Source organism: Pseudarthrobacter cremeus (assembly GCF_051857465.1).
GTDB lineage: Bacteria > Actinomycetota > Actinomycetes > Actinomycetales > Micrococcaceae > Arthrobacter.
Genome location: NZ_JBPZHC010000001.1, coordinates 123,434 through 149,125, shown reverse-complemented (window position 1 = coordinate 149,125; position 25,692 = coordinate 123,434). Strand labels below are relative to the sequence as shown.

Below are 25,692 nucleotides of genomic sequence, written 5' to 3'. Positions count from 1 at the left end.
GTGGCCGGCGCCGATCGGGCATCATGGACGTATGCCCGTAGCTGAAACGCCTGTCACCATCACCGTCGGCGATCTCGAGGTCTCGGGCATATACGCCCGCCCGGAGAGCCCCGTTGCCACGCTCGTTCTGGCCCACGGTGCCGGCGCCGGCATGGACCACCCGTTCATGGCCGGGTTCACCCGCGCGCTCAACGACGACGGCGTTGCCACCTTGCGCTTCAACTTCCCCTACCGCGAAGCCGGACGGAAGTTTCCGGACCGTCCACCCCTGGCGATCGCCACGTGGCGTGCGGCCATGGAGACGGCCTTGCGCCAGGAATCAGCGCACGGCGACGGCGGACCGGTGTGGGCGGCAGGCAAGTCGTTCGGCGGCCGGATGGCGTCCATGGCCGTAGCGGAGGGGATGGAAGCTGCAGGCCTGATTTATCTCGGCTACCCTCTGCACCCGCCGGGAAAGCCCGAGAAGATCCGGGATGAGCACCTGTACGGACTGGAACTGCCTATGCTGTTCCTCCAGGGGACGCGGGACACCTTCGCCACCCGGGAACTCCTCGAGGGTGTGGTCGCCCGGATCGGCCCGACCAGTGTCCTCGAGTGGATCGACGGCGGTGACCACTCCTTTGCCGTGGCGGGGAGCAAGCGCGCCGCCGCGGAGATCGGAGCTTCACTGGCTCCAGCGGTGGTGGAGTTCATCCGCAGCCACGCCTGACCGGTGCCTCTCCGGAACTGAACGCGACGCTGATGCCAATCGCGCCAGATCCGTTCTGTTGGCGGCGCCGGTCTTCCGCAGCAGGTTGGAAATATGGGAGCTGACGGTCTTCTCGCTGATGGTGAGGTGACGGGCAATTTCACCGTATGTCCTGCCAGCCATGACGTACTCCAGAATTTCGAGCTCCCGAGGCGTGAGGCCGGGCAGCTGGAGCCCCGGACCACCATCGGCTGCGGCCACAGGAGAGACCGGAATCCTTGCCTGGAGGGCCAGTGGCTCGAGCGCGTTCCGTAGCGGAGCGGCATCCAGCTCCGCGGCGAGAGCAAGCCCGCGGCGGAGCAGTTCAGCTGCCTCCGGACCTGGGTGGTGGCCGTGAAAAAGCAGCGCCTCCACAGCCCGCCTGCAGGCGTAGGCTTCCTCCCACGGCAGCAGCGCCGTCCGGAAGGCGTCCGCTGTCCTGACCCACTGGGCGGCATTGGCTGCCTCGTTCCGGACCCGCCCCAACTCTGCGGCGTAAAGCAATTCGAAGGCAGCGATCTGCCGATCGTAGAGCTCCGACTGGTTATGGGATTCGTGAAGAATTCCCGGGAAACGCTGCTCCATTTCCTTTGCGCGGACAAGCAGGTCCGCACTCGGATCGCCACGGTCTTTTGCGCGCTGCACCTGGTCTGCGAGGGCGCGGGCTGCCAGGGGCAGCAGCCACTCACACATGGTGGGCGGCGGCCCCGGGCTGGTGGCCCCGCTCATCGCAGCGTCAAGGGCTTCTTCAAGGCGCCCCGCGCCAACGTAAGCCTCGGCACGGATGGCATCAAAATCCAGATTCAGGTAGGCGGAGCTCTCCTGGTACAGTTCGCCGGCCCGGTCAAGGTGGACCGCGGCCTCATCGTTCCGGCCCTGCAGTTGTGCCAGCCGGGCGGCCGTGAGCCGGGCACTGACGTCCCCCATCGGGCCGGATCAAAGCTTAGTGCGATCCTCAGCGCAGCGCGGCACCGCAGTGGTTCACCGATGGCCAGATAGCTGGCAGCTTCGTCCGCCGCCACCTTCGAGATATAGGAGTGGGGTGCTCCCTTCGCCATCATTTCCTCCCTTCCACGGCGCAGGAGGTCCGCGTACCCTGCACTGGTCCAGGGGTCGCGGGCGTTGCCTGTCCAGTACGTGGCATGCAGGTATCCCCAGAAATCACGTGCCCGCATTGCCTCCGCAGCGCCCTCCGCTGCCAGGGACAGTGCAGCCGGGGAGCGCCCGGCCTCAAGTTCGGTGATGGCCGCGGCGGTCAGTGCGTACGACAGGGCCCGGTGGTCCCCGCACTCCCGGGCCCGCGCTAGTGCTTCCTGGGCTGCATCTTCAGCGTCCCTTTCGCCGTGCCACATACCCGCGTGCGCCAGCTCGGCCAGGGCCATTGCGTGCTGCCAGCTGTCCGGCACTGCTGAGGACAGGCGGACCGCCTCCCGGATGTCCGCCATCGGAAAGAAGGCCCGTCCGGTGGAGAGCTGCAGGTGCATGCGGCGAACCATCAGATGAGACACTTCGAGTGGTTCCGCCGCCACGTCGGTGGCCGCCAGCAAGGCCTCGATGGCGTCCAGCTCGGTAGTCAGGGCCCCGGCCTCCCTGGCGGCCGCGCGGATCCTGTCCCACAGGTCACGCGGCCGTTCCGGAACGCCTGGAAGTGCGCCCCGTAGGTGGACGGCACGGCGCAGGAGCCTCAGGACCTCGCTAAGGGCGCCCTCCGCAGCGGCCATTTCTGCGGCTGTGAGCGCCCACCGGTACGCGACGGCTGGATGGTCCGCCTCATAGTGGTGATCGGCGAGGGCTACGGCGTCAGCGGCGCCCGGCCGGGCACCGCCGTCGAACTTCCGTTCGTAAACCGCCGCAAAAGCCGCATGCCACCGTCGTCTTTCGCTTCCATCCAGGTGCTGCGCCAACGCCTCGGCGATGAGGGGGTGGTGAAACCAGTATTTTCCGTCAGGAGCCAGGTCCACCAGGCCTGCTTCCATTGCTGAGTTCAGCATCTTCAGGAAACCACCCCGGTTGACCGATCCGGCAACGGCGCGCAGTTCTCCGGCAGTGGCCGCTCTCCCGCCCAGTGCCATGATCTGTGTGAGCTGTCGGGCTCCGGGCGACAATCCGCGCCAGGACCGCAGGACGGCAGACTTCAGGTCGGGCGGGAAGCCTGCAGGCAGGTGCCGGACGCCTGCGCTCAGCCCCTCGACCAGCAGCAGGTTGAGGTAAGGATTTCCGGCCGAGCGGGTGAAGACTTCGTTGACCAGTGACTGATGCGGTGGAGCTCCCAGGAGCCCGTGGAGCTGGGCTTCCGTGTCCGGCCTGTCCAACGGCCCCAGCCGGTGCAGGGCCACCCGGGGCAACCGCCGGATGTCAGCCAGCCACTGGTGCAGGGCACCTCCAGGGCGGACTTCGTCCGTGCGCGAGGTCCCGATGATCCCCAGAGGCCTTTCGCCGGGACCAGCCACGACGTACATCAGTGCGTCGAGCGTGCTTTGGTCCGCCCAGTGCAGATCGTCAATCAACAGGATCACTGGCCTGAGCCGGCACTGCGCGGTGAGCCATTCATCAATCCGCACCACCACGTCCGGCCGGGCGTCACCGGAAAGTTGAGGTACCGGAAGGGTCAGGGCCGAACCGGCGGCCGCCACACCTCGGAACGCGGAACCCAGGGCGAGGAACGGAACGTCCACAGTGGCCAAGGGCAGGGCCCTTCCGCTGAGGATGAGGGCCTCCGGCGGAGAAGCGGCAATGGCTGCGGTGACGAGTGCTGTTTTGCCGACGCCGGCGTCCCCGGAGATGATCAGCGTCTGCGGGGTGCCGGCGCAGACGGTCTTTATGGCCTCGTTCAGTTGAGCCAGCTCAGCTTCCCGTCCGACCAGTTCAGGTCCAGCGGCATCCCACGGTTTCGCCACGAATCCAGCTTGCCACCGCCGGGTCGCCGAGGTACAGATCTGAGGGTGGCCTGGACGTTCTTAAGGGGGGACCCCGGATGTGCCGGCAGGTGCTGCGGACCGAAAGTGGAGTTGCCAGAGAAAAAATACTTCCTAAGGAACCCGCCATGTCCAGGCCATTCAATCCGTCGCACCAGTCAGGACTGGTACTGACGCTTCTCGTTCTCGCTCTCGCACCCGCGGCCAGCGCGGGCGCCGGAACTGACACCCTGATCCCCTACGAGGGTCCACGTTTCGAGGACTGCCTGCTGACCAGGCTCGAAACGCAACTGGTCCGCTGCGACAACCTCACCGGCGCAGGAGTGTCGGCGCCGTACTGGATTCCTGAGCAGTAAGCACCCGGCCGGCTACGCGGCGTCGTCGTGCCACCAGCCTTCCCAAGCGGTGGAGGTCAGCTGTCCGTTGGGGAATCCGGTCTTGCCGTTCCCGCCGGTGTGCGCATGGCTGTCATCGCTCCGGCGGGCGTCCAGCAGGAGGTTCAGGCTACTCAAAAGCAACATCGTTGCGTCCTTTCGTGTCGGGTATGGACCACGTCGTCCACGTAGTCATGAGCCTATCCGCGGCATGTTTCAATGCGTCGACGTAACGTTTCGGCCAGGTATCGGAGATCTCACCCAGCCCAACGGCGCGTGATGACGCTCCCGACCCGACATCGCGTTTGTCTTACATCCGGGCTTTGGTCCGTGAGGTCGGCTTGGCGGTCCAGGGGTCCTCCGGCCACGGGTGCCTGGGGTAGCGGCCCCGCATCTCTGCCCGCACCTGCGCATACGGCCCGGACCAGAAGGACGCCAGGTCGTCGGTCACGGCCAGCGGGCGTCCGGCGGGCGAGAGGAGGTGGAACAGTACCGGCACACGCCCCTCAACCAGCCGCGGCGTCTCGGCCCAGCCAAAGCACTCCTGCAGCTTGACCGCGACAACCGGCCGGCCGGCGGCGTTGGCGCGCGCGTCCTCTGCCGCCGCGGACGGCGCGGCTGGGTATTCGGACAGGGCAGGGTATTCAATCTTCACCCTGGACCCGCTGGGCACTTCAAGCGCTTCGGGCACCAGCTCGGCCAGCCGGGCTGCCTCCGGCCAAGGCAGCAGCCGGCGCAGCGGGTCAGTGAGATCGATGCCGTTGGTGGCTGCTCCGCCGGCAAGGGCCTCAAGCTCGGGGCCCAGCCACAGGTCGAGCCGGGCAAGCAGTGCGGGCCCGGAAACGTCAGGCCAGGGCTCCCCCAGTTCGCGGTGGAGCAGGGCAAGGCGGCGGCGCAATCCGTCCGCCGCAGTGGAGAACCCGATGGTGTCCAGGCCCTCGGCTGCCAGGGCCCGGGCAACCGCCGCACGGCCTTCGGCGGCAGAGGGCTTGACCGGTGTGGAGGAAAGGACGATTGCCCCGAGCCTTCGTTCGCGCCGGGCGGTGACCCGGCCCTGGTTGAACTTCGCCACCACGGTGTCTGTCAGGAGTTGCTGCGCTGCCGCAGCGGCGGTTTCGGCCGATACCGGCGCAGCGGAACGGATCACGGCCCCGGTGCCGGCCGCATCCCGGCCACCGGCGCGCGATACCTCGGCCACCGCCAGCCAGTCATGCCCGGACAGGGAGCTTCCTGACGGCAGGCCTGCGCGGGTGCCGGACGACAACAGATACTGTGCAGCGCCCTCCCCCGGGACGCGCCGCGCCACCCGGTCCGGGAAAGCCAGCGCCACAACGACGCCCACAGTCTCTGCCGCGGGCACGCTTCCGGTGAAGAGGGAACTGCCGACGGCGCCCGCCTCCTTGCGCGCGATCGTCTCCAGCCGGCGGACGTCCTCCGCCCAGCGGCGGGAGGCCGGCTCCTTGCCGCCGCGGAGGACGGCCAGCAGGAGGGTCAGGTCCGCGCCCGGGGCCCGTTGGTCTCCCGATACAAGGGCGACAGCTGCAGCGGCCAGGTGCTGGCCCACGGCCGCTGCCCCGTCGAGCAACGCCCGTGCCAGCCGGGGATCCGCCGGGACCCGGGCCAGCGTCCTGCCCAGGGCGGTAGCGTGCCCGTCCTCAGCCACAGCGCCGAGTTCCCTGAGGACCTCGACAGCTTCGCCCATTGCGGCAGGAGGGGGTGCGTCCGGGAGAGCCAGCCCCTTGCCGCCGGGTGACCCCCAACAGGCCAGGAGCAGAGCGGCGCCGGTAAGGTCCGCGACGGCGATCTCCGGAGTCACGTGGGCCGGAGCCGCACCGTAGGTCTTCTGGTCATAGCAGCGGACCACCTGCCCCGGCCCCTGCCGTGCTGCGCGCCCGGCCCGTTGTTCCGCCGACGCCCGCGAACAGGAAACCGTGACCAGGCCGGACATGCCGCGGCTGGCGTCCCGTCGGGGTTCGCGGGTCAGCCCGGAGTCAATCACGAGCCGAACTCCCGGCACCGTGAGGGAGGATTCGGCGAGGTCGGTGGACACGATGATACGGGCGGGCCCGCCGGGACGGCGTCCGGAGACGGCGAGGTCCTGTTCGGCGGGGCTGACCTGGCCATGGAGTTCCAGCACCTCGGTACCGGCCGGCGCCCGTCCGCGAATACGGGAGGCGACGTAGGACACCTCCCAGGCGCCGGGCACAAACACGAGGGCATCAGCCTGCGCGTCGTTCGACAGGGCGGCGGTGTGGGCCCGCGCGGCTGCATCTGCCACGTGGTCAAGGAACGCGCGTGTTACGCCACGGTCATCCAGTCGTGCGACGGCGGCCGGCACCCACTGAACCTCCAGGGGATACAGTGCCGACGGGCAGTCGACGACGGGTGCCGGGCGGCCGCCGTCGTTCCCTGTTGTTGCGTCCGTCGTCGTTGCTGCGTCCGGCGGCGCTGCTTCATCCGGCGTTGCGGCGTCCCCGATCAGGGCGGCGAAGCGTGGCGCGTCCAGCGTGGCGGACATCGCCACCAGGATGAGGTCCCCGCGGAGCTGCCGTACCTCGGCCAGCATTCCCAGCAGGAGGTCGGTTTCCAGGCCCCGCTCGTGGACCTCGTCGAGGATGACCGCACCGGTGGTTTCCAGCCCGGGGTCATCGAGCAGGCGCCGCAGCATGATTCCGGGCGTCACGAACTCCACCAGGGTGGCGGGCCCTGCCTGGCGTTCGCCGCGCACGGTGTACCCCACGCGGTCCCCCACCTCGCTGCCGTCCAGTGCGGCCAGCCGCCGGGCCGCCGCGCGGGCGGCAACCCGCCTGGGCTGGGTGACCACGACCCGGCCGTGGCCCCGGCGTGGCGAGGCCAGGTTGGCGAGCAGGGGCGGAACAAGCGTGGTTTTGCCGGTGCCAGGAGGTGCCTGCACCACCGCTGTCCCCGCAGCGCCGCCCGCGTGCAGGGCAGCTGACAGGTCCCCGAGCGATTCCGCGAAGGCGAGGCCGGTGCCGATGGCAGCCAGATCGAAGATGCCCGGGGCGCTGGCTCCTGCATGACCGGCGCCGGAGTCGGTTGGAGTTGTCACCAGTCCATTGTCGCGGCAATCACTGTCCTGCAGTGCGCGGCCGCCCTGCATGATGGGTCAGACTGGAGGTCAACCATCGTGAAAGCAGGACTTCCCGTGATAAACCTCCAGCAGGACTCCGAAGGCTTCATCCGCATGAGGCGGCACTTTCCAGCCAGCGCCGCCGTGACCATCACCTTCACCGACGGTTCGCGGGCTGAGTTCTCCGGCCGCCGCCTCAACGGCATCTACGATGACGCACTGGCGGCCTACCGGGCGCGGAACCACCTGGACGCCAAGGGATTCTCCAGGGGCCCGCAGAAAAAGGTGCAGGCCGGAATTGAGTTCGTTCCTGTCACTCCTGGCATGGCACAGGAGTAACCGCCGCGCTGGTCCCCCGGGCTCCCGGCTGCGGGCCGGGCTCAAGGAGATGGTGTGACCACCATCGCCGACCCTCCTCCGCGCCGCGTCGGCTCAGCGGCGGCCACCATCCTGCCGTCGCCAAGGAACTCGATTGCCGTGGCCGCGCCGATCTCCGCGGTGGTCGAGAACGTGTGGCCGTATGGAGTCAGCTCCGCCTCGTAGGCGGTCCGGAAGGCAGGCTCGGCAGCCACGTTGAGCGTGTTCCGTTGGGAGGCCCGGGGTGCCGCGATCGCCTCCGGGATTGCCAGGCCAAGGTCCACGCGGTTAAGGATCGTCTGCAGGACCGTGGTGATGATCATCGAGCCGCCGGGTGAACCCAGTGCCAGGAACGGCTTTTCATCCTGCAGGATGATGGTGGGCGACATTGACGAGCGGGGGCGCTTGCCTGGTTCGATACGGTTGGGGTCCTCCGGGTTGGTCGAGTCGTAGGAGAAGTCGGTCAGCTCGTTGTTGAGGATGAACCCGCGGCCCGGCACCACGATCCCTGACCCGCCGGTCTGTTCTATGGTGAGCGTGTACTCCACCACATTGCCCCACTTGTCAGCCACGGTCAGGTTGGTGGTCGAGATGTTTTCGGTGTCCCGATCGTCGGCTGCAGCAGCGGGCTGAACCGGGCATACGCCGTCGTACAAGGTCACGTCCCCGGCCGGGACCGGCTTTTTTGCCGCGCTCTCTGGATTGATCTGGCACGCCCGCTCCTTGCCGAACAGCGGGTCCGTCAGGGCTTTGGTGGGGACATCAACGAATGCGGGATCGCCAACGTACTTTCCGCGGTCGGCGAAGGCCAGTGCGCTGGCCTCCAGGTAGTGGTGCAAGGCGTCCGCATTGGTCATCCCGCGAAGGTTGAACGGCTCCAGGATGTTCAACGCCTCGCCCACCGTGGTTCCGCCGCTGCTCGAGGGGGCCATGCCGTAAACGTCATAGTCCCGGTATTCCACATGGGTGGGATCCTGGTCCAGGGTCTCGTAGTTGGCGAGATCCTTTGTCGTCAGATAGCCGGGAAGTGCCGGGATGCTGGTCTTGGGGTCCGTCACCGGAGGCACCCACGCCGGATCCTTCGGTGGGGCCTGCACTGTTTCGGCGATGTCCTTCGCGAGCGGGCCGCGGTAGAACGCGCGCACGCCCTTCTTCGAGAGAAGCCCGTAGGTGTCGGCAAGATCAGGGTTCCGGAACACGCTGCCAACGGCCGGTGCATCGCCGCCGGGAAGGTAAAGATCCCTTGTCGAGGGGAAAGCGGAGAAACGGACCTTGTTGTCGAGGGTCTGCTGCCTGAATGTTGCGTCGACAACAAAGCCGCGGGTGGCAACATCTATTGCAGGCTCAAGGGCCTCGCCGAGGTCCAGGGTGCCCCAGCGTTCCAAAGCGCGTTCCCACGTGGCCGGCGTACCGGGGGTGCCTACCGACACGCCACTGGAGACCAGTTCGTTGAATGTATACAGCTTCCCGTCCGCGGGATTGGTAAACGCGGTGGTCGGCATGCCGGCCGGCGCTGTCTCGCGGCCGTCGATTGTCCGGACTTTGCCCGATTTAGCGTCGTAGTAGACGAAATACCCGCCGCCGCCTATCCCGGCGCTGTACGGCTCGGTCACACCCAGGGTCGCAGCAGCTGCGACAGCGGCATCCACGGCGTTGCCGCCCTTTTTCAAGACACCGATCGCCGCGGCGGACGCGTCCGGGTCCACGGTGCTGACCGCCCCGCCGTACCCGGTCGCCGTCGGCTGTTTCTGGATCTCCTGGGCATCGGCAAGCGCGGGAGTGCTCACCGCACCGCCCGTGATGCTCAAGGCCAGGACAGCCGTGGCAGTAGCCAGTTGACGTCGCACACTAGGCATGATCGCTCCCAAGTCAGGGTCCAGCGCAAGGTGGTTTGCGCCACGATACTCCCCCGAGTGGGGAGTCTCAAGGCTGAAATGCCCCCTGCGGCTACCCCTTCTGGAGGACGTGCAGCCTTGGGTAAGGGGGCATCTCAGACGGGGGTGTCGGTCGTGGCAGTCGCCCTATCGGCCTGCGAGCGCCGCCGCCGGCTGGCCAGCAGGAAAGGCACGGCGAACAGTTCGATCACACCGCTGAATGCCAGGGAGAAGGCGTAACCATATATGTCCGCTGCCCGGCCCGCCAGTGGCTGCACAACAATGCCGCCGCTGGATCCCATCAGGGAATCGAAGCTGAGCACCGTTGCCCTTTGCTTCGAAGCGATCATGTCGTTCAAGTAGGCCTGCCGAATCGGAGTGCCTGTTGCGGACACAAGGGCCCAGAGAGCCAGGAGACTGAGGGCCACCCAGAAAACCCGCGTAAACCCAAGCCCCACAAGGATCAGTGCGCCCAGGCTACTGCTTATGATGAGCACACTGGTACGTTTGCGGACCATCCGGCGTACGGATGGCGCCACCCAGCCTCCCACCATTTGAGAGCCGGCCACAAACGCCGCCGCGAGGCCGGCAACTGAATACGCGTGTGGATCACCGACCAGCTCAAGCAGGTACGGCTGCAGCGCGTAGAACACATAAAACCCCACGCCGGCGCTGAAAGGCGCGGCAAGCATGATGTACCGCACAGGTGGGTTCTTCAGGCCATCATCGATGGACGCGCTCAACACAGCCCGGATGGCCTGAAGCGGACGCGAGGACCGGTCCGGTGTGAACCCGACATCGTGCATCAGCAGGAATGCCACCGCAAACATGGCAACAAGGACTCCCACCCGCACAAGGAACGGCACGCCCAGGCTGGTCGCCTGGGCAATCGCCCCACCGGCCGTGGATCCCACCAGCATGGCGAAGCCCGCAACCATCTGACCACGCCCGAATACCGCTTCCATGCCGGTGTGATATCCGGCGACAAACAACGCATCCACCAGCCAGGCCTCCACCGCCCCGGAAAAGAAGGTGAAGCCCAGACCCAGCAGGACAGAGACCACCGCCCAGGACCAGAACGGCGCCTTCCACTGCCACAACAGGTAGTAGAGGTAGGTGGTACCGGCAAGGGTCGCAGTCCCCAGCAGGTAGGAAGTCCGGCGCCCCCATCCGTCCGCGACGACCCCGGTGGGTATTTCGAACAGGACCATGCCGGCCGTGAAGAAGGCGTTGGCGGCGAACGCTTCGAGGTTGCTGAGACCGGCGTCCAAGAGAAAGAGTGTGTTGATTCCCCAGATGAAGGAGGCTGCAAACGTATTGCCCAGCATGAGGGTCAGGTAGATGCGTTGGATTTTCCGGGCTGCGGGATTCATGGGTTGCCGGGCACCGGCTCATGGCGGAGGTAGCTGCGCCTGAAGCGCCCGGTCCCGGCCGTGAGCGCCCTAAGCTCAACGGAATACTTGAGAAGTTCCTGGTCGGGAACCTCAGCACTGATTTCAGTCAGCTCCCCGCCGGAGGAGTCGGTGCCGGTGAGCCGGCCGCGGCGGGAGGACAGATCACTCATGACTGCACCCACATGCTCGTCCGAGACGGTGATGCTGACCGAAGACACAGGTTCCAGGAGCTGGATGCGCCCGGCAGCGGCCGCCTCCCGCAGGGCCAGTGCCCCCGCGGCCTGGAAGGCAGCATCAGATGAGTCAACGCTGTGGGCCTTCCCTCCCACCAGGGTCACGCGCAGGTCAACCACGGGGAAGCCTGCCGTCAGTCCTTTCTGCATCTGAGCCCGGACCCCCTTTTCCACTGACGAGATGAACGTTCCGGGGATCACCCCGCCCACTGTCTTGTCCACGAATTCGAAGCCGGCTCCCCTTGCCAGCGGTTCGACGTCGATGTCGCAGACGGCGTACTGTCCGTGTCCACCGGACTGCTTGACATGCCTGCCGTGGCCGGAGGCCGGTGCCGCGAAGGTTTCACGCAGTGGTGTCACCACCTCCAGGGTGTGCAGCTTCACGCCCTGGTCGCGCAGCCTGTCCAGCACCACCTCGGCGTGCGCCTCCCCCATGCACCAGAGGATCAGCTGGTGGGTCTCGGAATTCCGTTCCACCCGGAGCGTGGGATCGCCGGCTGCCACCTTTGCCAGGCTCCGGGCCAGCGCATCCTCGTCACTCCGGGAATCCGCCTCAATTGCCACCGGCATCAGCGGTTCAGGCATTTCCCAGGTGGCCAGCAGCAGCGGCTGGTCCTTGCCTGAGATGGTGTCCCCGGTTTCGGCGCTCCCCAGTTTCGCCACGGCGCAGATGTCCCCTGCCACGCAGAACTGCACCGGCCGCAGGTTTGCTCCCAGCGGAGAATAGAGGTGGGTCAGGCGTTCGTCGGCGTCATGGTCCTGGTGGCCGCGCTCCGCCAGTCCGTGGCCTGCCACGTGCACGGCGGTGTCCTCACTCAGGGTGCCCGAGAAGACCCGGACCAGGCAGACCCGGCCCAGGAAGGGGTCCACAGTGGTGCGGACCACCTCCGCTGCCAGCGGGCCGGCAGGATCGCATGCCAACGCCGCTGTCCGGCCCCCGGCCAGCTCGGTTGCTTCCGGGAGACCGCGCTCCAGGGGCGACGGGAACGCCCTGGTCAGGATCTCCAGCAGCTCCGCCGTGCCCAGTCCCGTCGTTGCTGACGTGGGAATGACAGGGAAGAAGGAACCGCGTTCGACGGCGGTTTCCAGGTCCGCTATCAGGACATCAATGTCGATGTCCTCGCCGCCCAGGTAACGGTCCATCAGGGTTTCGTCTTCGCTTTCGGCAATGATCCCCTCGATGAGCTGGCCACGCGCGGCTTCAGATCCGGCGTTTTCTTCCGTGCCACCCTTCGAGGTTGAAGGGGACGGCTCTGGGGAGGAATAGTCAGAGACGGTCCCGGAAAGCAGTCCGAGGAGCCCGGTGGCCTCCCCGCCGGTCCGGACCGGGACGTAGAGCGGCAGCACCGACTCGCCGAATGCCCGCTGGCAGGCGGCCAGGACGCCGTCGTAATCCGCGCGGGGGTGGTCAAGCCGGGTGATCACCACGGCCCGCGGGGTCCCCGCGTTTTCGCATTCACCCCACAGGGCAGTGGTGGTGGCATCGATGCCGTCCACTGCCGAGACAACAAACAGGGCCGCGTCCGCAGCCCGCAGCCCCGCCCGGAGTTCGCCGATAAAGTCCGGATACCCCGGCGTATCCAAGAGGTTGACCTTGGTGCCGTCGATCAGCAGCGGAACCACCGACAGCGTCACCGACCGCTGTTGATGGACCGCGGAAGGATCGGAGTCGCTGACAGTTGTCCCGTCCGCGATGGAGCCCTTGCGTGAAATCATGCCGTGGGCAGCGAGGAGGGCCTCCACGAGCATCGTTTTCCCGGCACCCGAGTGCCCGACGAGCGCCACGTTCCTTACCTGGGCCGGGGCCTGCGCCGCGATGCCCGACTGAGCATCAGCCCGGCGGACGTCGGGGCCACCCCGCCCGGGCGTCCGCGTTGCGTCCTTTGTGCCTTTGACTGACATGGGAACCTCCTGGCATCTTTGCCATGAACCGTGCCGAACCGTGTCCTTCGATTCGACACCCTGGCGGGCCGAACGGCAAGAGCACTACCGCTTACGAGGCTCCCGCACGCGAGGATAATGGCTGCCAGAGCGCCACGGTCAGGTCCGGCTTGAGGAGATCCGCATGCAAGCGCTGCCGCGCATCACGGTGGAGGTGCCCGTTCTCGGGATTGGGGCCGGCCCGTCCGACTTCGAGGCCCTCGGCAACTACGTGCACGCGCTGCGCAGGCCGCAGGGGCTTCACCTGACACTGCTCCATATCGGCATCCTTGAGGATTTTGGCCGGGACGTGGCGGACTGGACCAAGGGAATCACCGGCGGGGACGAGGCAATCCGCCAGACGGCGGCCTGGTTGCGGGCGCTGCCGGTTCTGGACGGCTTTGTGGGCACAGCGGCGCGGCTGCTTGTGCTGGGAGGCGGGGGCGTCGCCGGGCTCGAAGTGGATGTGCCCCGGCAGGTGCACGATTACCAGGTTTCTTTGGTCCAGGGCCTGCACGAACTGCTGGACTCGCTGCTCGTGGACAATGTGGACGACTTCATCCTCGGCTCGCGGGCCTTGGGCTACAGGTACCCCCATTGGGTTCCCCATGTGGCAGTGGGCCGCCCGAAATCCCGGGACGGCCAGCCGACGGAGATTGCCCCCTTGCCCGTTGTCTTTGGGCCGTCACGGATCAGGAACGGGAGGTTCCTGCCGGCAGCCACGTGAATCCGGCCGCATCCCGCGGGCGCCGCCTTTCCACGCCGCCGTCGTCACCCGCGCCGGTCCAGCGCTGCCAGCAACCTCGTGACGGATCCGCCCAGGTTCCACTCGAGGCCCAGGCGCTCCAGTTCGGCACGCGGATCACCTGCGACGGGCCGCAGCTGCGCTCCCGCTTCCTCAGGGGTGGGCAGGTCAAGGTCGCGAACAATCTTCACCACAGCGGGCGCCACCGAGAGGTAGTCCGAGGCGGCGGCGAGCTTCGAGCGTACCGATGGGGACAGGCCGCTCGCTGCGTCGGTGGCTGCCGCGAGCAGGCTCTCGAGGGTCCCATACTGCAGCAGGAGGGACGCGGCGGTCTTCTCGCCGATTCCGGGGACGCCCGGCAGCCCGTCGGAAGCGTCACCGCGCAGGGTGGCGTAGTCGGCATACTGTTCGGGCAGCACCCTGTACTTGCCGACGACCACCCCGTCAGTCACGACCTCAAGGTTGCGCATCCCCCGTGCTGTGTAGATGACACGCACCTGGCGGGCATCGTCAACCACCTGAAAAAGATCACGGTCACCGGTGACAACGTCCACCGGGACCTCGGCATGGCTGGCGTAGGTACCGACGACGTCGTCGGCCTCGTGCTCGGCGGCTCCCACCACCGCGACGCCGGCCAGGTCAAGCACGTGCCTGATCAGCGGGATCTGCACCTCGAGGGCGTCCGGGACAACCTCGATGTCGGTGGCGCCTGCGACCTCCGCCGCGACCCGGTGGGACTTGTACGTGGGCAGGAGGTCCACACGCCATTGCGGACGCCAGGCGTCGTCCCAGCATGCGATCAGCTGGGTGGCGCCGTAGTCGGTGGTGAGCCTGGCAATCATGTCCAGGAGGCCCCGGACGGCGTTCACCGGAGTGCCGTCAGGACGGACGATGGTGTCGGGCAGGCCGTAGAAGGCGCGGAAGTACAGGGATGCGGTGTCGAGCAGCATGAGTCGGGCTGGCATACCTGATCCTGACACGGATTCACCGGGCGGCGTTAGACTGGGTCGATCATGACCGGCGCCCTCTCCCGTCTTCTGGCCTGGCTCGCCGCCCTGGCGATCCTTCTCACGGCGTGCGTACCGGCGGTCCGCCTCGACGGGGCCCCCACCCAGTCACCGGTCCCGGCCTCCCCTGCCCTGCCCGCTGCGGCGGGCGTCGCGCTTGACCCCCGGCAGTCAGCGACACCAACGCAGGTTTCCAGTCGGGCTCCGGTTCCTGCCCCGGCTCCGGTTCCTGCCCCGGTGCCGCAGGCGTTCGCCCTCAACCTCTACCAGGAGGGGGACTTCGTACCGCAGTACACCTTCGACTGGTGTGTTGCCGCGAGCATCCAGATGGCACACAACCTCATCGATGACACTGCAGGCCGCACATGGGCTGACAGCGCTCAACAGGGCGAATTGTGGGAGAAGGCCCGGGCTCGGTCATCCAACTCGTTTAACGGCGCCAATCCACTCGGTTGGGCGCAGGTGCTGACCGAGGCCGGGATGGGCCCGTACGCCGTCGTCAGCATCGCCGGCTACGAGGATGCCCTGCAAACCGCGGCCCGCGCCATCGCCGACACAGGACGGCCGGTCGGTCTGGTCATGTGGAGCGGCCGCCACGCCTGGGTGATGAGCGGGTTCGAGTCGGTTGGCGATCCTCACCAGTTCGCGGAGTTCCGGGTCACCGGCATCCGCGTCCTGGATCCGCTCTACCCGCACGGCAGCGGGCAATGGGGTCCCTCGCCCGCGCCCAACAGCCTGATCAGCCCGGAGCAGCTGGCGACGCAGTTCGTGGTCCGCGAGCCGCGGCGCTGGAGCAGCGAACTGCCGGCCGGCTACCTGCTGGTCCTGCCGCTTGCAGGCGCCTGACTTGCAGACGCCTGACTTGCAGACGTCAGATCAGTCAGGGTCCTAAGGCACATCCGCACGGACCGCCAACACGCCATACTTACGGCATGAACGCTGCGGCGCGAAAACCTGACCGGATCCTCCTCGTGATCGTTGCAGCCATTGCGTGTCTGGTGGTGGTCGCATTAGCAGTTGTCTTCACCCGGGGGGAGCCACAGAAGCTGGACGAATCGACACCCGCAGGGGTGGTCCAGCGCTACAGCACAGCGGTCATCGACGGCGACACATCAACCGCCGATTCCTATCTCACGGAGTCGGCACGCTCGTCCTGCCGTGGTTATTCCGAAAGCGGACCGCTGCCCGCCCGGATTGTCCTGATCTCCACCACCGAGCGGGACAACTCAGCGCTCGTGAGGGTCTCCGTTGTTGTCAGCTCAGGCTCCGGTGGTCCCTTTGGACCCTCCGAGTACGAGATGGAGGACCGGTTCTCCCTGGTTAAGGACAATGGCAGGTGGTTGGTGGACCAGGCACCGTACCAACTCCTGTCCTGCAAAGGGCCGACGGTGAAGCCATGACCCCCCGGCTCGAGGCAACGGTTGCACCGGCCGGCGCCGCGCAACTGACTCTCCGCCGCCTGATTCTCTATGTCCTGTTGTTCGCCCTGGTGGTGATCGCAGCGATCGGACTCAGCGGCCTCCTGGAGCGCCTGTTCAGCACCGGAGCGGTGCTCGCATCTGTTGACGTGGCCGGACTCTCCCGCTCCCTTGCCTTTACGCTGATAGGCGGTCCGCTCGCCGCGCTCCTGTGGTGGTTTGTCTGGAAGCGGCTCGACGACATCGCGGAACGCGCCTCCTCGGCGTGGGGCCTTTACCTCACCGCCATTTATGCTGTCTCCCTGATCGTCTCCACGACGTCACTGCTCGGACTGGCAGCGAACTTCATTGGCCGGCAGGAACCGCAGTGGGCCGGCCTTTTATCCACGGGGCTGGTATGGGCTGCCATCTGGGTCTGGCACCGCTGGATGTGGTGGCACCCCATCAAACATCCGGTCAACCTCGACGACGTCCCTGCCGTCATCGGGTGGGTCTTCGGGCTGCTGGTCGGCGCGATAGCCGCCATCATAGCCCTGGGCGGTTTGCTCGATGTCGCCATCAGGGGCTTCAACGCTCTGACTCCGGCGGCGTCCTCGTGGTGGGAGCCGCTGCTCCGGGCTCTGGTGTGGGCTGTCGGCGGCGGAATTGTCTGGTGGTGGCACTGGTTCCAGGGCGGCGGCCGGAGCCTGCAGACGGCCCTGGTGGATATTGCTTTGGTGGGGGCCGGGATCTTCGCTGCCGGCATCACGGCGCTGGCCGGGGCCGGCGTCGCGCTCTTTGTGCTCCTGAGGATGGCGTTCGACGGGACCGGGCCTGTCAACGAACTGCTCGCTCCCCTTGGCCCAGCCATCGCCGCGTTGGCCGTCGGAACCCTGGTTTGGCGGTATCACCGCGTCAACGGGTCCGTGCGTTCCGTTGCCACCCGGCGGGCGAGCCTGCTGGTCACCTCAGGGATTGCCCTCGCCGCAGCGGCCTCCGGCGTCGGCGTGGTCATCAATGCTGCGCTTGCCATGGCCGTCTCTCCCTTGGCGGGAGGCGGTACGCGCACGCTTCTGCTCGGTGGCATCAGTTCCCTCGTAGTGGGAGGCCCGGTGTGGTGGCGGGCATGGCAGCCGGCACGGCAACCGCGCACAGCGGATGCCATTCCGCCTGGCAGGCGCATCTACCTCATCGTTTTCTTCGGCATCAGCGCGGTGGTGGCCCTCATTGCGCTGCTGGTGATTGGCTACCGGCTGTTCGAGTTCCTCCTCGGTGACGTTACCCCAGGCAGCCTCCTGGACCGCGTCCGCGCGCCGCTGGGTCTGCTCGTGGCGGCCGGCTTCGTGGCTGCCTACCACTTTGCCCTGTGGCGTCGGGAGCGGGTCCTCCTGGCATCCTCGTTGCCCAAAGCACGCAGCATCGGGCACGTGACCCTGGTGACCTCCTCTGATGCCGTACCGCTGGCCAAGGCCATCACCGACGCCACCGGCGCCAAAGTCACTGTATGGAAACGCACCGACGCCGGGCCCGGACTCCAGCCGGCGGGCGGCAGCCAGGCAGGAAGCGCTGAACTGGTCCGGGACGTGGTCTCTGCGCTGGACGGCGTCACGGCCGCGAGTGTTCTGCTGGTGATCGGCCAGGGAGCGCGGTTTGAAGTGATTCCCCTCGCTGCCGGCTCCAAACGCTGAACAATAGCGCCGGTTCCCGGCGCTGTACCCCTTCTAAACGCAGGAGATTGCCATGGGTAAAGTAGTACATTTCGAGGTCCCCGCTGACGACGAAGGACGGGCCAGGGACTTCTACTCAGGGGTGTTCGGCTGGGACTTCCAGGTCCTGCCGCCGGAGATGGAATACAGCCTTGCCATGACCACGCCGATGAACGAACAGGGTGTTCCCCTGGAACCTGGATCCATCAACGGCGGGATCTTCCGCCGCGGGGACGCCCTCAAGGCGCCTGTGCTCACCATCGACGTCGAGGACATCGACGCTGCGCTGGAGCAGATCGGGCGGCTGGGCGGCGAAACGGTGCGGGGCAGGATGGAAGTTCCGGGGTCGGGCTGGAACGCCTCCTTCCGCGACACCGAAGGAAACGTGATGGGACTGTGGCAGAACGCGAATACTTCCGCCGCAACATGACCCTTACCGTTTCCCGTATTTGCGGTGCACGGCTTGTTTGCTGACGCCCAGGCACAGGGCAATGGCCTCCCAGGACAGGCCGGCCTGCCGCGCCTGGCGGACCAGCGATGCCTCGGTCCGTTCTACTTCCTTCTGCAGCTCTGCGACGGCATACAGCGCTTCGGCGGGACCTTTTCCGTCCATCGAAGCTACAAGTGTTTGCATACGTTCCACCTCCATGCGTCAACATTAGTTGACGCAGGGAGGCTTCGTCAACACTTGTTGACGCGCCGAAGATCAGGGGGCGTCAGGCGATTCGTTGTTCGCCACCGCTTCGATCCAGTCGATCGCCTGGTCGGAGAAGTAAAAACCAGACTCGTCACTTTGGCCAACCCACCACGCATCCCCGTCAACATCCCCGCCGGCATCCGTGATCTCCGAAACGATGCGGGCCGGAACCGCGTCACCGTTATTCTGTATCAGCCACTCCTGTGTAGCAGGCTTCAGTTTCGGCCACCATTGCTCGATACTCATGGCCCCAGTCTGCCACTCGGCCCGGGCCCGGCCTATTCGCGATTCTCCCATCCGGTCAAGCACAATGGGCCCATGAAAAAGAGTGACGCCCGCCTGCCGCGGCTCGAAGATGTTGCCGGGCACGCGGGGGTCTCCCACCAAACGGTGTCCCGCGTCATCAACAACCATCCAAACGTCAGCAAAGCCACCCGGGAAAAGGTGGAAGCCGCCATCGCCGAGCTGGGGTACCGCCGGAACACGGCGGCGCGCAGCCTGGTTACCCGGCGCTCGCAGACCATCGGTGTCCTGGCCAGCGAACTGTCCCAGTATGGCCCGGCCAATACTTTGCTGGGCGTGGAACAGGCGGCACGGGACGCCGGCTATTTTGTCAGCATCGCCGCCCTCCGCTCCGTCAGCCGGGACGCCATCTTTGGTGCCCTCCAGCACTTCACCGACCAGTCGGTGGACGGCATTGCGGTCCTGGTCCCGCACTCCGAGACCCTGAAGATCCTTGAGGAATACAACGCGGGAGTCCCCGTTATTGCCGTCGGGTCACTGGGAAACGCAGCCATCAGCGGCGCCATGGTGGACCAGAAGCGCGGCGCCGAGATCGCCGTCGGACATCTGATCGACCAGGGCCACCGGCGGATCGGCCACGTGGCCGGACCCTCCGGCTGGACTGACGGGGCCCTCCGCGCCGAGGGCTGGCGCAGTGCGCTCCGTAACGCCGGCCTCCCCCACGACCTGTTGCTGGAAGGCGACTGGAGCGCGGGCAGCGGTTACGGCCTCGGCCGCCAACTGGCAGTAGAACGCAAGGCCACCGCACTGTTCGTGGGCAATGACCAGATGGCGCTCGGCATCCTGCGCGCCTTTAACGAGGCGGGAGTCCGGGTTCCCGACGACGTCTCCGTGGTGGGCTTCGACGACCAGCCGGAATCGGGGTACTTCACCCCGCCGCTCACCACAGTGCGCCAGGACTTCGAGGAACTCGGCCGGCGCTGCCTGGACATCATGCTGAAGGAGATTGAAGCCGGGGCCGGGGTTAGCTCCACGGTGGTTACCCCTGAGCTGGTGCGCCGGGCGAGCACGGCTCCGCCTGCGGCCACTTCGGGTTAGCCGGCCCGCCAGCCAGCCGGCCGGCCAGGGTTTTTCAGAATTATTCCATGCAAGTGCATCCAGATCCGATGCTGCACCGGTAGTAGGGGTGTAAGCAAAAATGCCCGCTTGGCGGGCCGATCAAGGAGAAGGACATGCGCACAAGCATTTTCACAGCAGGCGCCGGCGCAGCAGCAATTGCCGCAGCAATCGCTCTCGCCGGCCCGGCCCACGCTGCCGAGGGGGACGCCCAGCTATCGGTTCTGCACGGCGTCCCCGGGCTCACCGTGGATGTCTGGGTCAACGGTGACCGTACCCTGGACGACTTCACCCCCGGCACGCTCGCCGGGCCGCTGGCCCTGCCCGCCGGCGCCTATGAACTTGCCATCACTGCCTCGAATGCCGCGGACGCGTCGGCTCCCGTCATCGGCCCCGTCACGGTGACGTTGGCCGCAAACGGCAACTACACTGCCGTCGCAAACCTCGATGCGGGCGGCAAGCCGACAGCGAACTTCTTCACGAACGATGTTTCACAAATCGCGGCAGGCAAGGGCAAGCTGACCGTCCGGCACACCGCAGCAGCCCCCGCTGTTGATGTCCTGGCCGGCGGCGCAGCGGTCATCACCAATCTTGCCAACCCCGGCGGGCAGACCCTTAGCCTGGATCCGGGAACCATCCCGGCAGCAGTGGCCGCAACGGGCACCACCGCACCCGTGATCGGCCCGGCCGATGTCACGGTCGCGGAAGGTACGCACACCGTTGTTTACGCGTGGGGCAGCCTCGCTGACAAGAACCTGCAGCTGGCCGTCCAAACCATTGGGGGCCTGCATTCCTGACCGGCATCGGTGCCGGGAGCCCGTGACGGCTCGTCGGGCGCGATGACAACCGGCAGCGATTCGTCCGGCGGTGTATCCGCAGGTACGGCCGTGGCTACGGTCGGCTTCAGCGCTTTGGCCCTGGCACTGCTCCTGGGCGGTGTGAACGTAGCCCGCGGTATTTCCGCACGGCGGGTGCAGCAGTAACGGCGGCCAAAGTAAGCAAGCCTGGCTCAGCAGGAACAGGCCTGGCCACCGGTTGAGACCGGCGGCCGGGCCACCTCCCATTACCAAAAAACACAGCACGCCCGGTCCGTGCCTGCCACGGGGAAGAGCGGTCATGAACACCAACATCACGACGGCGGCGAATGCCCGGCGCCGGCCTCCGCCCAAGCTGAAGACTGCAGCGTGGGCCGTGGCTGCGCTCCTGCTTCCAGCCTGTGCCGCCACCGGCTCCGACCTGCCGCCCGCACCCCCGATGGCAGGATCACCGACGGCGGCACCACCGACGGCGGCCGCGGCTGAAAGTGCACAGCCGGAGGGGCCTGCCTCCTCGGGTACTTCTTTGCCGGCCACAACAACCGCCGCCAGCCCGGCCAACATACCGCTGCGTCCCGCCGCGCCGTCGGCGGCCGCAGCGGCGCTTCCCGCCCCCACCTCACTGACAGTGGCCGGTACCACCATCAACATGACCGTGCTGCCTGTGGGAGTGTCCCCGGGCGGGGCAATGGAAATTCCCGAGCCGTTCGACCAGGCCGGGTGGTACCGGTTCGGCCCTGCGCCCGGAGCGGACGCCGGCACCGCGGTGATTGCAGGGCACATCGACACCACCTCTGAGCAGGCACCGTTCTCTCAACTCAAGACGCTGACCGCCGGTACCGCGATCCAGGTGGGACGCCTGGATGCCCCGCCCCTGGTATACCGGGTGGTCTCGGTGGGACTGATGGCCAAGGACAGGTTCGATGGGGACTCGCTGTTTCGAAGGTCCGGTCCGCACGAGCTGAAAGTGGTCACCTGCGGCGGCAGGTGGCTGGACGAAGCCCGGGACTACAGCGACAATGTCATTGTCACCGCGGTCCTTGAGTGAGCGGTGGTGCAGCCGTGGATCTCGTCACCGACGCCGGGAAGGAGCCCAGTTTGGCACCTCCTGACCAGGCAGCTCCCGGGTGGGAAGACGGGCTGACTTCAGCGTTTGTGGCCGGCGACGAGCGTGCCCTGGCAGCGGCTTACCGCGAGTTCGCGCCGCTGGTGCACACGTTGGCGCTGCGCTCGCTGCCTGACCGTTCGGCGGCCGACGACGTCACCCAGGAAGTCTTCATCCGGGTGTGGCGCTCCCGGAACACTTTCAACCCCCTGGTTGCCAGGCTCCCGGCCTGGATCGTGGGCATTACCCGCAACGTCATTAATGACACCCTCGCCGCACTCTCCCGGGAAACGAAAAAGGTCATCGCCGCCGCAGGCGTCCGCGGGCCAGGCGAAGCAGCGCCGGAGCCGGAAGCGGCCGAGGTCCTGGCCGACAGGCTTCTGCTGGACGGCGAGCTGGACAGGCTCGGCGAACCCCAGGGCTCCATCATGAAGCTCGCGTTTTACGACGACCTGACCCATGAGCAGATCTCACGGAAACTTGACCTTCCGCTTGGTACGGTCAAGAGCCACATCCGCCGCAGCCTGTCCCACCTGAGAAACAGATTGGAGGTAGACCATGCCGCATCTTGATCCGGAACAGTTGAGCCTCCTCGCTCTCTACGACGACTGGCAGGACGAGTCCACCATGGAGCACCTGCGCACCTGCAGTGAGTGCGCGGCGGACTACGCCGCACTGCGCCGGACCGTGCACGCGGTAAAGGCCGCCCCTGATGCCAGCAGCCTGGAGGCCCCGGGCCCGCAGGTGTGGGCGGGAATCCACCGCGAGCTGGGTTTGTCTCCGGATCTGCGCGAAGACCCCCTGGCTGCTTCCCGGGACGTTGGCGCCGCCCCGGCACGGGCTCGGCCGCTCGAGTCCGGGCCGCGTCCCGAACAGAGCCGGGCCCGGGGCGAGGGCCGGCCTACGCAGGAAACACCTCGTCCCGCAGAACCCCAGGCCCGCCGGCATCCGTTCCGGACCGGCGCCTGGTGGCAGCGCCCCGGCGCCTGGCTGGCTGCTGCAGCGGCAATACTGCTGGTCGCAGGGGGGTCAGTCTGGTCGCTGAACCGGACCCCGGATGCCGTAGCCCGCGCCGAGCTCAGCCCGCTGGCCCAGTTCTCTGCCACCGGCTCCGCCAAGGTTGTCAGGGCGGCCGACGGCTCACGGACGCTGGAAGTGAAGCTCAGCAAGGACGAGGCCCGGGGATACCAGGAAGTCTGGCTGATCGCCCCGGACCTTTCACGGCTGGTCAGCCTGGGCGTCATGAATTCGGACACGGGAACCTTTGAAGTTCCTGCGGGCCTGGAGCTCAGGGAATTCCCCATTGTGGACGTCTCCGACGAGCCCGTCGACGGTAATCCCGCGCACTCAAGCGTCAGCATTGTCAGGGGCACACTGAGTTCCTGACGGGGGCCCGGATTTTCCCTGGACACACAGGCGCATTCGGTGCGCCTGGCGTACCTGTCGTTGACATCTCTGTTGTTAGCGCTCACAATTAGCAGCAGGCCGCGAAGTGGCGGCAGCCAATTGGAGGAAGCTTGTTATGGACGTCACAGTGGACGGCAGCGAACAGTACGTCATCGGCGTGGACTACGGCACGTTGTCCGGCCGCGCCGTGGTGGTACGGGTACGGGACGGCAAGGAACTTGGCAGCGGGGTTTTCGATTATCCGCATGCGGTAGTGACCGGCTCCCTGCCGGCGGATGTAACGGACGACGGCGCCGTCCCCCTCCCCGGCGAATGGGCGCTTCAGGTTCCCAACGACTACCGGGACGTCCTGCGCAACGCCGTCCCCGCCGCCATCGCCGACGCCGGCATCGACCCGGCCGCCGTCGTCGGCATCGCCACCGATTTCACGGCCTGCACGATGGTGCCCACCACAGCGGACGGGACGCCGCTGAACGAGGTGGCCGGTTTCGCCAACCGTCCGCATGCCTACGTGAAGCTGTGGCGCCACCATGCTGCCCAGCCGCAGGCGGACCGGATCAACGGGCTGGCCGCGGAGCGCGGCGCGTCCTGGCTGCCGCGCTACGGCGGGCTTATCTCCTCCGAATGGGAATTCGCCAAGGGCCTGCAGCTGCTGGAAGAGGATCCGGAAGCCTACGCCGCCATGGACCACTGGGTGGAGGCCGCCGACTGGATTATCTGGCAGCTCTGCGGGCAGTACGTCCGCAACGCCTGCACCGCCGGCTACAAGGGCATCTACCAGGACGGCCAGTACCCGTCCGAGGAGTTCCTGGCCGCGCTGAACCCGGAGTTCAAGGATTTCGTCAGCACCAAGGTCGCGCACACCATCGGCCGGCTCGGTGACGCCGCCGGCCGCCTGACGGCAGAGGCCGCGGGCTGGACCGGCCTGCCTGCGGGCATCGCCGTCGCCGTCGGCAACGTGGACGCGCACGTTACCGCCCCTGCCGCCCGCGCCGTCGAGCCCGGGCAGCTGGTGGCCATCATGGGCACCTCCACCTGCCACGTCATGAACGGCGCCGAACTGCGCGAAGTCCCCGGCATGTGCGGGGTGGTTGACGGCGGAATCGTTGACGGGCTGTGGGGCTACGAGGCTGGCCAGTCCGGTGTGGGCGACATCTTCGGCTGGTTCACCAACAACTGCGTTCCCCCGGAATACCACCAGGCTGCCGCCGAAAAGGGCCTGGGCATCCACGAGCACCTCACCGAACTTGCCTCCGGGCAGGCGATCGGCGCGCACGGCCTGATCGCCCTGGACTGGCACTCCGGGAACCGCTCGGTGCTGGTGGACCACGAACTCTCCGGCATAGTGGTAGGCCAGACCCTCGCCACGAGGCCTGAGGATACCTACCGCGCCCTGCTCGAGGCCACCGCGTTCGGCACCCGCACCATCGTGGACGCCTTCCGCGATTCCGGCGTGCCCGTGAAGGAATTCATCGTGGCCGGCGGGCTCCTGAAGAACAAGCTCCTGATGCAGATCTACGCCGACATCACGGGGCTGCAGCTCTTCACCATCGGCTCAACCCAGGGTCCCGCGCTGGGCTCCGCCATCCACGCCGCCGTCGCGGCGGGAAAGTACGCGGACATCCGCGAGGCCGCGGCCGCCATGGGCTCCGAGCCCGGCGACGTCTACACGCCCATCGCGGAAAACGTTGCCGCTTATGAGGAACTGTTCCAGGAATACCGCACCCTGCATGACTACTTCGGCCGCGGCGCGAACGACGTGATGCACCGGCTCAAGGCCATCCAGCGCAGGACCGCCGCAGCCTCCCCCGCCGCCACTGCACCCCAATCCGCCGCACCCGCAACCGTTGGAGCCCCGGCATGAGCGCCGCACCACTGACCATGGAAACCATCGCCCGGATCCGGCAGGAAGTCTGCTCGCTGCACGCCGAGCTCACACGCTACGGACTGGTGGTGTGGACCGCCGGCAACGTCTCCGCCCGCGTCCCCGGCCGCGACCTTCTGGTCATCAAGCCCTCGGGCGTTTCCTACGATGACCTGACCCCGGAACAGATGGTGGTCACGGACCTCTACGGGGTCCCGGTGGATGGCGATGAGGACGGCGAGTGGGGCAACCCGCCGTTGTCGCCGTCGTCGGACACCGCCGCCCACGCCTACGTGTACCGGAACATGCCCGACGTCGGCGGCGTGGTGCACACGCACTCCACCTACGCCACCGCGTGGGCTGCCCGGGGCGAGTCCATCCCGTGCGTGCTGACCATGATGGGCGACGAGTTCGGCGGCTCCATTCCGGTGGGACCCTTCGCGCTGATCGGTGACGACTCGATCGGCCAAGGCATCGTGGAGACACTGAAAAACTCCAACTCCCCCGCGGTGCTGATGCAGAACCACGGCCCGTTCACCATCGGCAAGGACGCCAGGTCCGCGGTGAAGGCCGCCGTGATGTGCGAGGAAGTGGCCCGGACCGTCCATATCTCGCGCCAGCTGGGCGAGCCGGTGGCCATCGACCAGGGCCACGTCGATTCCCTCTACGCCCGCTACCAGAACGTCTACGGCCAATAACATCCGG

General features: G+C 67.1%; 24 protein-coding genes and 1 pseudogene. 15 read left to right on the top strand and 10 right to left on the bottom strand.

Annotation, left to right across the window (positions count from 1 at the left end; genetic code table 11):
• Positions 1–31: 31 nt before the first annotated feature.
• On the top strand, positions 32–709 hold the full coding sequence (locus ACS5PJ_RS00595) for an alpha/beta hydrolase family protein (protein ID WP_439433008.1): 678 nt from the start codon (positions 32–34) through the stop codon (positions 707–709).
• Here the strand turns inward: ACS5PJ_RS00595 and ACS5PJ_RS00590 are convergent.
• Both ACS5PJ_RS00590 and ACS5PJ_RS00585 read right to left on the bottom strand, forming a co-directional pair.
• The gene (locus tag ACS5PJ_RS00590; protein ID WP_439433538.1) at positions 665–1,312 is read right to left on the bottom strand and encodes a helix-turn-helix transcriptional regulator; all 648 of its coding nucleotides are present in this window, start codon (positions 1,310–1,312) and stop codon (positions 665–667) included. The two genes, ACS5PJ_RS00595 and ACS5PJ_RS00590, sit on opposite strands and share 45 nt — an antisense overlap.
• Before the next feature lie 218 nt (positions 1,313–1,530).
• Positions 1,531–3,624 (bottom strand): ATP-binding protein, encoded by a 2,094-nt coding sequence (locus ACS5PJ_RS00585; RefSeq protein ID WP_439433007.1) that lies wholly within the window; start codon positions 3,622–3,624, stop codon positions 1,531–1,533.
• A gap of 146 nt (positions 3,625–3,770) precedes the next feature.
• Between ACS5PJ_RS00585 and ACS5PJ_RS00580 the strand changes: the two genes are divergently transcribed.
• Positions 3,771–3,998 carry a hypothetical protein gene (locus ACS5PJ_RS00580; protein WP_439433006.1) on the top strand — a complete coding sequence of 76 codons (228 nt, stop codon included), beginning with the start codon at positions 3,771–3,773 and terminating at the stop codon, positions 3,996–3,998.
• Positions 3,999–4,010: 12 nt separating this feature from the next.
• Here ACS5PJ_RS00580 and ACS5PJ_RS00575 read toward each other — a convergent pair whose 3' ends face one another.
• Positions 4,011–4,163, bottom strand: coding sequence for a hypothetical protein (locus ACS5PJ_RS00575; protein ID WP_439433005.1), 153 nt, complete (start codon positions 4,161–4,163; stop codon positions 4,011–4,013).
• A 163-nt stretch (positions 4,164–4,326) separates the two neighbouring features.
• Positions 4,327–7,137: an ATP-dependent RNA helicase gene (locus ACS5PJ_RS00570; RefSeq protein WP_439433004.1), complete on the bottom strand. Its 2,811-nt coding sequence runs from the start codon at positions 7,135–7,137 to the stop codon at positions 4,327–4,329.
• Positions 7,138–7,182: 45 nt separating this feature from the next.
• On the opposite strand from ACS5PJ_RS00570, the gene ACS5PJ_RS00565 reads away from it, so the two are divergent.
• A complete protein-coding gene (locus ACS5PJ_RS00565; RefSeq protein WP_439433003.1) occupies positions 7,183–7,446 on the top strand; it encodes a hypothetical protein in 264 nt (87 codons plus the stop codon).
• Between the two features lie 41 nt (positions 7,447–7,487).
• Here the strand turns inward: ACS5PJ_RS00565 and ACS5PJ_RS00560 are convergent, their stop codons facing one another.
• The 3 genes from ACS5PJ_RS00560 to ACS5PJ_RS00550 all read right to left on the bottom strand — a co-directional run bounded on the left by ACS5PJ_RS00560 (position 7,488) and on the right by ACS5PJ_RS00550 (position 12,867).
• A complete protein-coding gene (locus ACS5PJ_RS00560) occupies positions 7,488–9,320 on the bottom strand; it encodes a gamma-glutamyltransferase family protein (protein WP_439433002.1) in 1,833 nt (610 codons plus the stop codon).
• Positions 9,321–9,454: 134 nt separating this feature from the next.
• Positions 9,455–10,711, bottom strand: coding sequence for an MFS transporter (locus tag ACS5PJ_RS00555; protein WP_439433001.1), 1,257 nt, complete (start codon positions 10,709–10,711; stop codon positions 9,455–9,457).
• Positions 10,708–12,867 carry an elongation factor G-like protein EF-G2 gene (locus tag ACS5PJ_RS00550; RefSeq protein ID WP_439433000.1) on the bottom strand — a complete coding sequence of 720 codons (2,160 nt, stop codon included), beginning with the start codon at positions 12,865–12,867 and terminating at the stop codon, positions 10,708–10,710. The genes ACS5PJ_RS00555 and ACS5PJ_RS00550 overlap by 4 nt, the downstream gene beginning before the upstream one ends.
• 163 nt (positions 12,868–13,030) lie before the next feature.
• Between ACS5PJ_RS00550 and ACS5PJ_RS00545 the strand changes: the two genes are divergently transcribed.
• Positions 13,031–13,612: a hypothetical protein gene (locus ACS5PJ_RS00545; protein ID WP_439432999.1), complete on the top strand. Its 582-nt coding sequence runs from the start codon at positions 13,031–13,033 to the stop codon at positions 13,610–13,612.
• Between the two features lie 44 nt (positions 13,613–13,656).
• Here the strand turns inward: ACS5PJ_RS00545 and ACS5PJ_RS00540 are convergent, their stop codons facing one another.
• Complete coding sequence (locus ACS5PJ_RS00540; protein WP_439432998.1) at positions 13,657–14,595, bottom strand: 5'-3' exonuclease; 939 nt, start codon at positions 14,593–14,595, stop codon at positions 13,657–13,659.
• Between the two features lie 48 nt (positions 14,596–14,643).
• On the opposite strand from ACS5PJ_RS00540, the gene ACS5PJ_RS00535 reads away from it, so the two are divergent.
• The 4 genes from ACS5PJ_RS00535 to ACS5PJ_RS00520 all read left to right on the top strand — a co-directional run bounded on the left by ACS5PJ_RS00535 (position 14,644) and on the right by ACS5PJ_RS00520 (position 18,170).
• Positions 14,644–15,483 carry a hypothetical protein gene (locus tag ACS5PJ_RS00535; RefSeq protein WP_439432997.1) on the top strand — a complete coding sequence of 280 codons (840 nt, stop codon included), beginning with the start codon at positions 14,644–14,646 and terminating at the stop codon, positions 15,481–15,483.
• An 86-nt stretch (positions 15,484–15,569) separates the two neighbouring features.
• Positions 15,570–16,037 (top strand): LpqB family beta-propeller domain-containing protein, encoded by a 468-nt coding sequence (locus ACS5PJ_RS00530; protein WP_439432996.1) that lies wholly within the window; start codon positions 15,570–15,572, stop codon positions 16,035–16,037.
• Positions 16,034–17,722: a DUF5671 domain-containing protein gene (locus tag ACS5PJ_RS00525; RefSeq protein WP_439432995.1), complete on the top strand. Its 1,689-nt coding sequence runs from the start codon at positions 16,034–16,036 to the stop codon at positions 17,720–17,722. The genes ACS5PJ_RS00530 and ACS5PJ_RS00525 overlap by 4 nt, the downstream gene beginning before the upstream one ends.
• A gap of 52 nt (positions 17,723–17,774) precedes the next feature.
• The gene (locus tag ACS5PJ_RS00520; RefSeq protein ID WP_439432994.1) at positions 17,775–18,170 is read left to right on the top strand and encodes a VOC family protein; all 396 of its coding nucleotides are present in this window, start codon (positions 17,775–17,777) and stop codon (positions 18,168–18,170) included.
• A gap of 3 nt (positions 18,171–18,173) precedes the next feature.
• On the opposite strand, the gene ACS5PJ_RS00515 is transcribed toward ACS5PJ_RS00520, so the two are convergent.
• Entirely contained in the window at positions 18,174–18,389 is a 216-nt protein-coding gene (locus tag ACS5PJ_RS00515; protein WP_439432993.1) for a death domain-containing protein, read from the bottom strand.
• A gap of 57 nt (positions 18,390–18,446) precedes the next feature.
• Positions 18,447–18,683 carry a hypothetical protein gene (locus tag ACS5PJ_RS00510; RefSeq protein ID WP_439432992.1) on the bottom strand — a complete coding sequence of 79 codons (237 nt, stop codon included), beginning with the start codon at positions 18,681–18,683 and terminating at the stop codon, positions 18,447–18,449.
• A 72-nt stretch (positions 18,684–18,755) separates the two neighbouring features.
• Here ACS5PJ_RS00510 and ACS5PJ_RS00505 point away from each other — a divergent pair, with 72 nt between their 5' ends.
• From ACS5PJ_RS00505 to ACS5PJ_RS00475, 7 genes and pseudogenes are all read left to right on the top strand, one after another.
• On the top strand, positions 18,756–19,778 hold the full coding sequence (locus tag ACS5PJ_RS00505; RefSeq protein ID WP_439432991.1) for a LacI family DNA-binding transcriptional regulator: 1,023 nt from the start codon (positions 18,756–18,758) through the stop codon (positions 19,776–19,778).
• A 134-nt stretch (positions 19,779–19,912) separates the two neighbouring features.
• Positions 19,913–20,779 (top strand): annotated as a pseudogene (locus ACS5PJ_RS00500) (DUF4397 domain-containing protein).
• Between the two features lie 133 nt (positions 20,780–20,912).
• Positions 20,913–21,659 (top strand): class F sortase, encoded by a 747-nt coding sequence (locus ACS5PJ_RS00495; RefSeq protein WP_439432990.1) that lies wholly within the window; start codon positions 20,913–20,915, stop codon positions 21,657–21,659.
• Between the two features lie 50 nt (positions 21,660–21,709).
• Positions 21,710–22,288: an RNA polymerase sigma factor gene (locus ACS5PJ_RS00490; RefSeq protein WP_439432989.1), complete on the top strand. Its 579-nt coding sequence runs from the start codon at positions 21,710–21,712 to the stop codon at positions 22,286–22,288.
• The gene (locus ACS5PJ_RS00485) at positions 22,275–23,102 is read left to right on the top strand and encodes an anti-sigma factor (protein WP_439432988.1); all 828 of its coding nucleotides are present in this window, start codon (positions 22,275–22,277) and stop codon (positions 23,100–23,102) included. Before ACS5PJ_RS00490 ends, ACS5PJ_RS00485 begins: the two co-directional genes overlap by 14 nt.
• 136 nt (positions 23,103–23,238) lie before the next feature.
• A complete protein-coding gene (gene araB / locus ACS5PJ_RS00480; protein ID WP_439432987.1) occupies positions 23,239–24,987 on the top strand; it encodes a ribulokinase in 1,749 nt (582 codons plus the stop codon).
• Positions 24,984–25,685, top strand: a complete 702-nt coding sequence (locus ACS5PJ_RS00475; protein WP_439432986.1) for an L-ribulose-5-phosphate 4-epimerase — start codon at positions 24,984–24,986, stop codon at positions 25,683–25,685. Before araB ends, ACS5PJ_RS00475 begins: the two co-directional genes overlap by 4 nt.
• Positions 25,686–25,692 lie beyond the last annotated feature (7 nt).

Excerpts from the sequence above, each read along its gene's own strand:
- ACS5PJ_RS00545 (WP_439432999.1), top strand. The coding sequence starts at position 13,031 with ATGCAAGCGCTGCCGCGCATCACGGTGGAGGTGCCCGTTCTCGGGATT.
- ACS5PJ_RS00595 (WP_439433008.1), top strand. The coding sequence starts at position 32 with ATGCCCGTAGCTGAAACGCCTGTCACCATCACCGTCGGCGATCTCGAG.
- ACS5PJ_RS00540 (WP_439432998.1), bottom strand. The coding sequence starts at position 14,595 with ATGCCAGCCCGACTCATGCTGCTCGACACCGCATCCCTGTACTTCCGC.
- ACS5PJ_RS00475 (WP_439432986.1), top strand. The coding sequence starts at position 24,984 with ATGAGCGCCGCACCACTGACCATGGAAACCATCGCCCGGATCCGGCAG.
- ACS5PJ_RS00575 (WP_439433005.1), bottom strand. The coding sequence starts at position 4,163 with ATGTTGCTTTTGAGTAGCCTGAACCTCCTGCTGGACGCCCGCCGGAGC.
- ACS5PJ_RS00560 (WP_439433002.1), bottom strand. The coding sequence starts at position 9,320 with ATGCCTAGTGTGCGACGTCAACTGGCTACTGCCACGGCTGTCCTGGCC.
- ACS5PJ_RS00515 (WP_439432993.1), bottom strand. The coding sequence starts at position 18,389 with ATGGAGGTGGAACGTATGCAAACACTTGTAGCTTCGATGGACGGAAAA.
- araB (WP_439432987.1), top strand. The coding sequence starts at position 23,239 with ATGGACGTCACAGTGGACGGCAGCGAACAGTACGTCATCGGCGTGGAC.
- ACS5PJ_RS00570 (WP_439433004.1), bottom strand. The coding sequence starts at position 7,137 with ATGCAGGGCGGCCGCGCACTGCAGGACAGTGATTGCCGCGACAATGGA.
- ACS5PJ_RS00530 (WP_439432996.1), top strand. The coding sequence starts at position 15,570 with ATGAACGCTGCGGCGCGAAAACCTGACCGGATCCTCCTCGTGATCGTT.
- ACS5PJ_RS00505 (WP_439432991.1), top strand. The coding sequence starts at position 18,756 with ATGAAAAAGAGTGACGCCCGCCTGCCGCGGCTCGAAGATGTTGCCGGG.
- ACS5PJ_RS00495 (WP_439432990.1), top strand. The coding sequence starts at position 20,913 with ATGAACACCAACATCACGACGGCGGCGAATGCCCGGCGCCGGCCTCCG.
- ACS5PJ_RS00525 (WP_439432995.1), top strand. The coding sequence starts at position 16,034 with ATGACCCCCCGGCTCGAGGCAACGGTTGCACCGGCCGGCGCCGCGCAA.
- ACS5PJ_RS00590 (WP_439433538.1), bottom strand. The coding sequence starts at position 1,312 with ATGGAGCAGCGTTTCCCGGGAATTCTTCACGAATCCCATAACCAGTCG.
- ACS5PJ_RS00510 (WP_439432992.1), bottom strand. The coding sequence starts at position 18,683 with ATGAGTATCGAGCAATGGTGGCCGAAACTGAAGCCTGCTACACAGGAG.
- ACS5PJ_RS00555 (WP_439433001.1), bottom strand. The coding sequence starts at position 10,711 with ATGAATCCCGCAGCCCGGAAAATCCAACGCATCTACCTGACCCTCATG.
- ACS5PJ_RS00550 (WP_439433000.1), bottom strand. The coding sequence starts at position 12,867 with ATGTCAGTCAAAGGCACAAAGGACGCAACGCGGACGCCCGGGCGGGGT.
- ACS5PJ_RS00520 (WP_439432994.1), top strand. The coding sequence starts at position 17,775 with ATGGGTAAAGTAGTACATTTCGAGGTCCCCGCTGACGACGAAGGACGG.
- ACS5PJ_RS00580 (WP_439433006.1), top strand. The coding sequence starts at position 3,771 with ATGTCCAGGCCATTCAATCCGTCGCACCAGTCAGGACTGGTACTGACG.
- ACS5PJ_RS00535 (WP_439432997.1), top strand. The coding sequence starts at position 14,644 with ATGACCGGCGCCCTCTCCCGTCTTCTGGCCTGGCTCGCCGCCCTGGCG.
- ACS5PJ_RS00485 (WP_439432988.1), top strand. The coding sequence starts at position 22,275 with ATGCCGCATCTTGATCCGGAACAGTTGAGCCTCCTCGCTCTCTACGAC.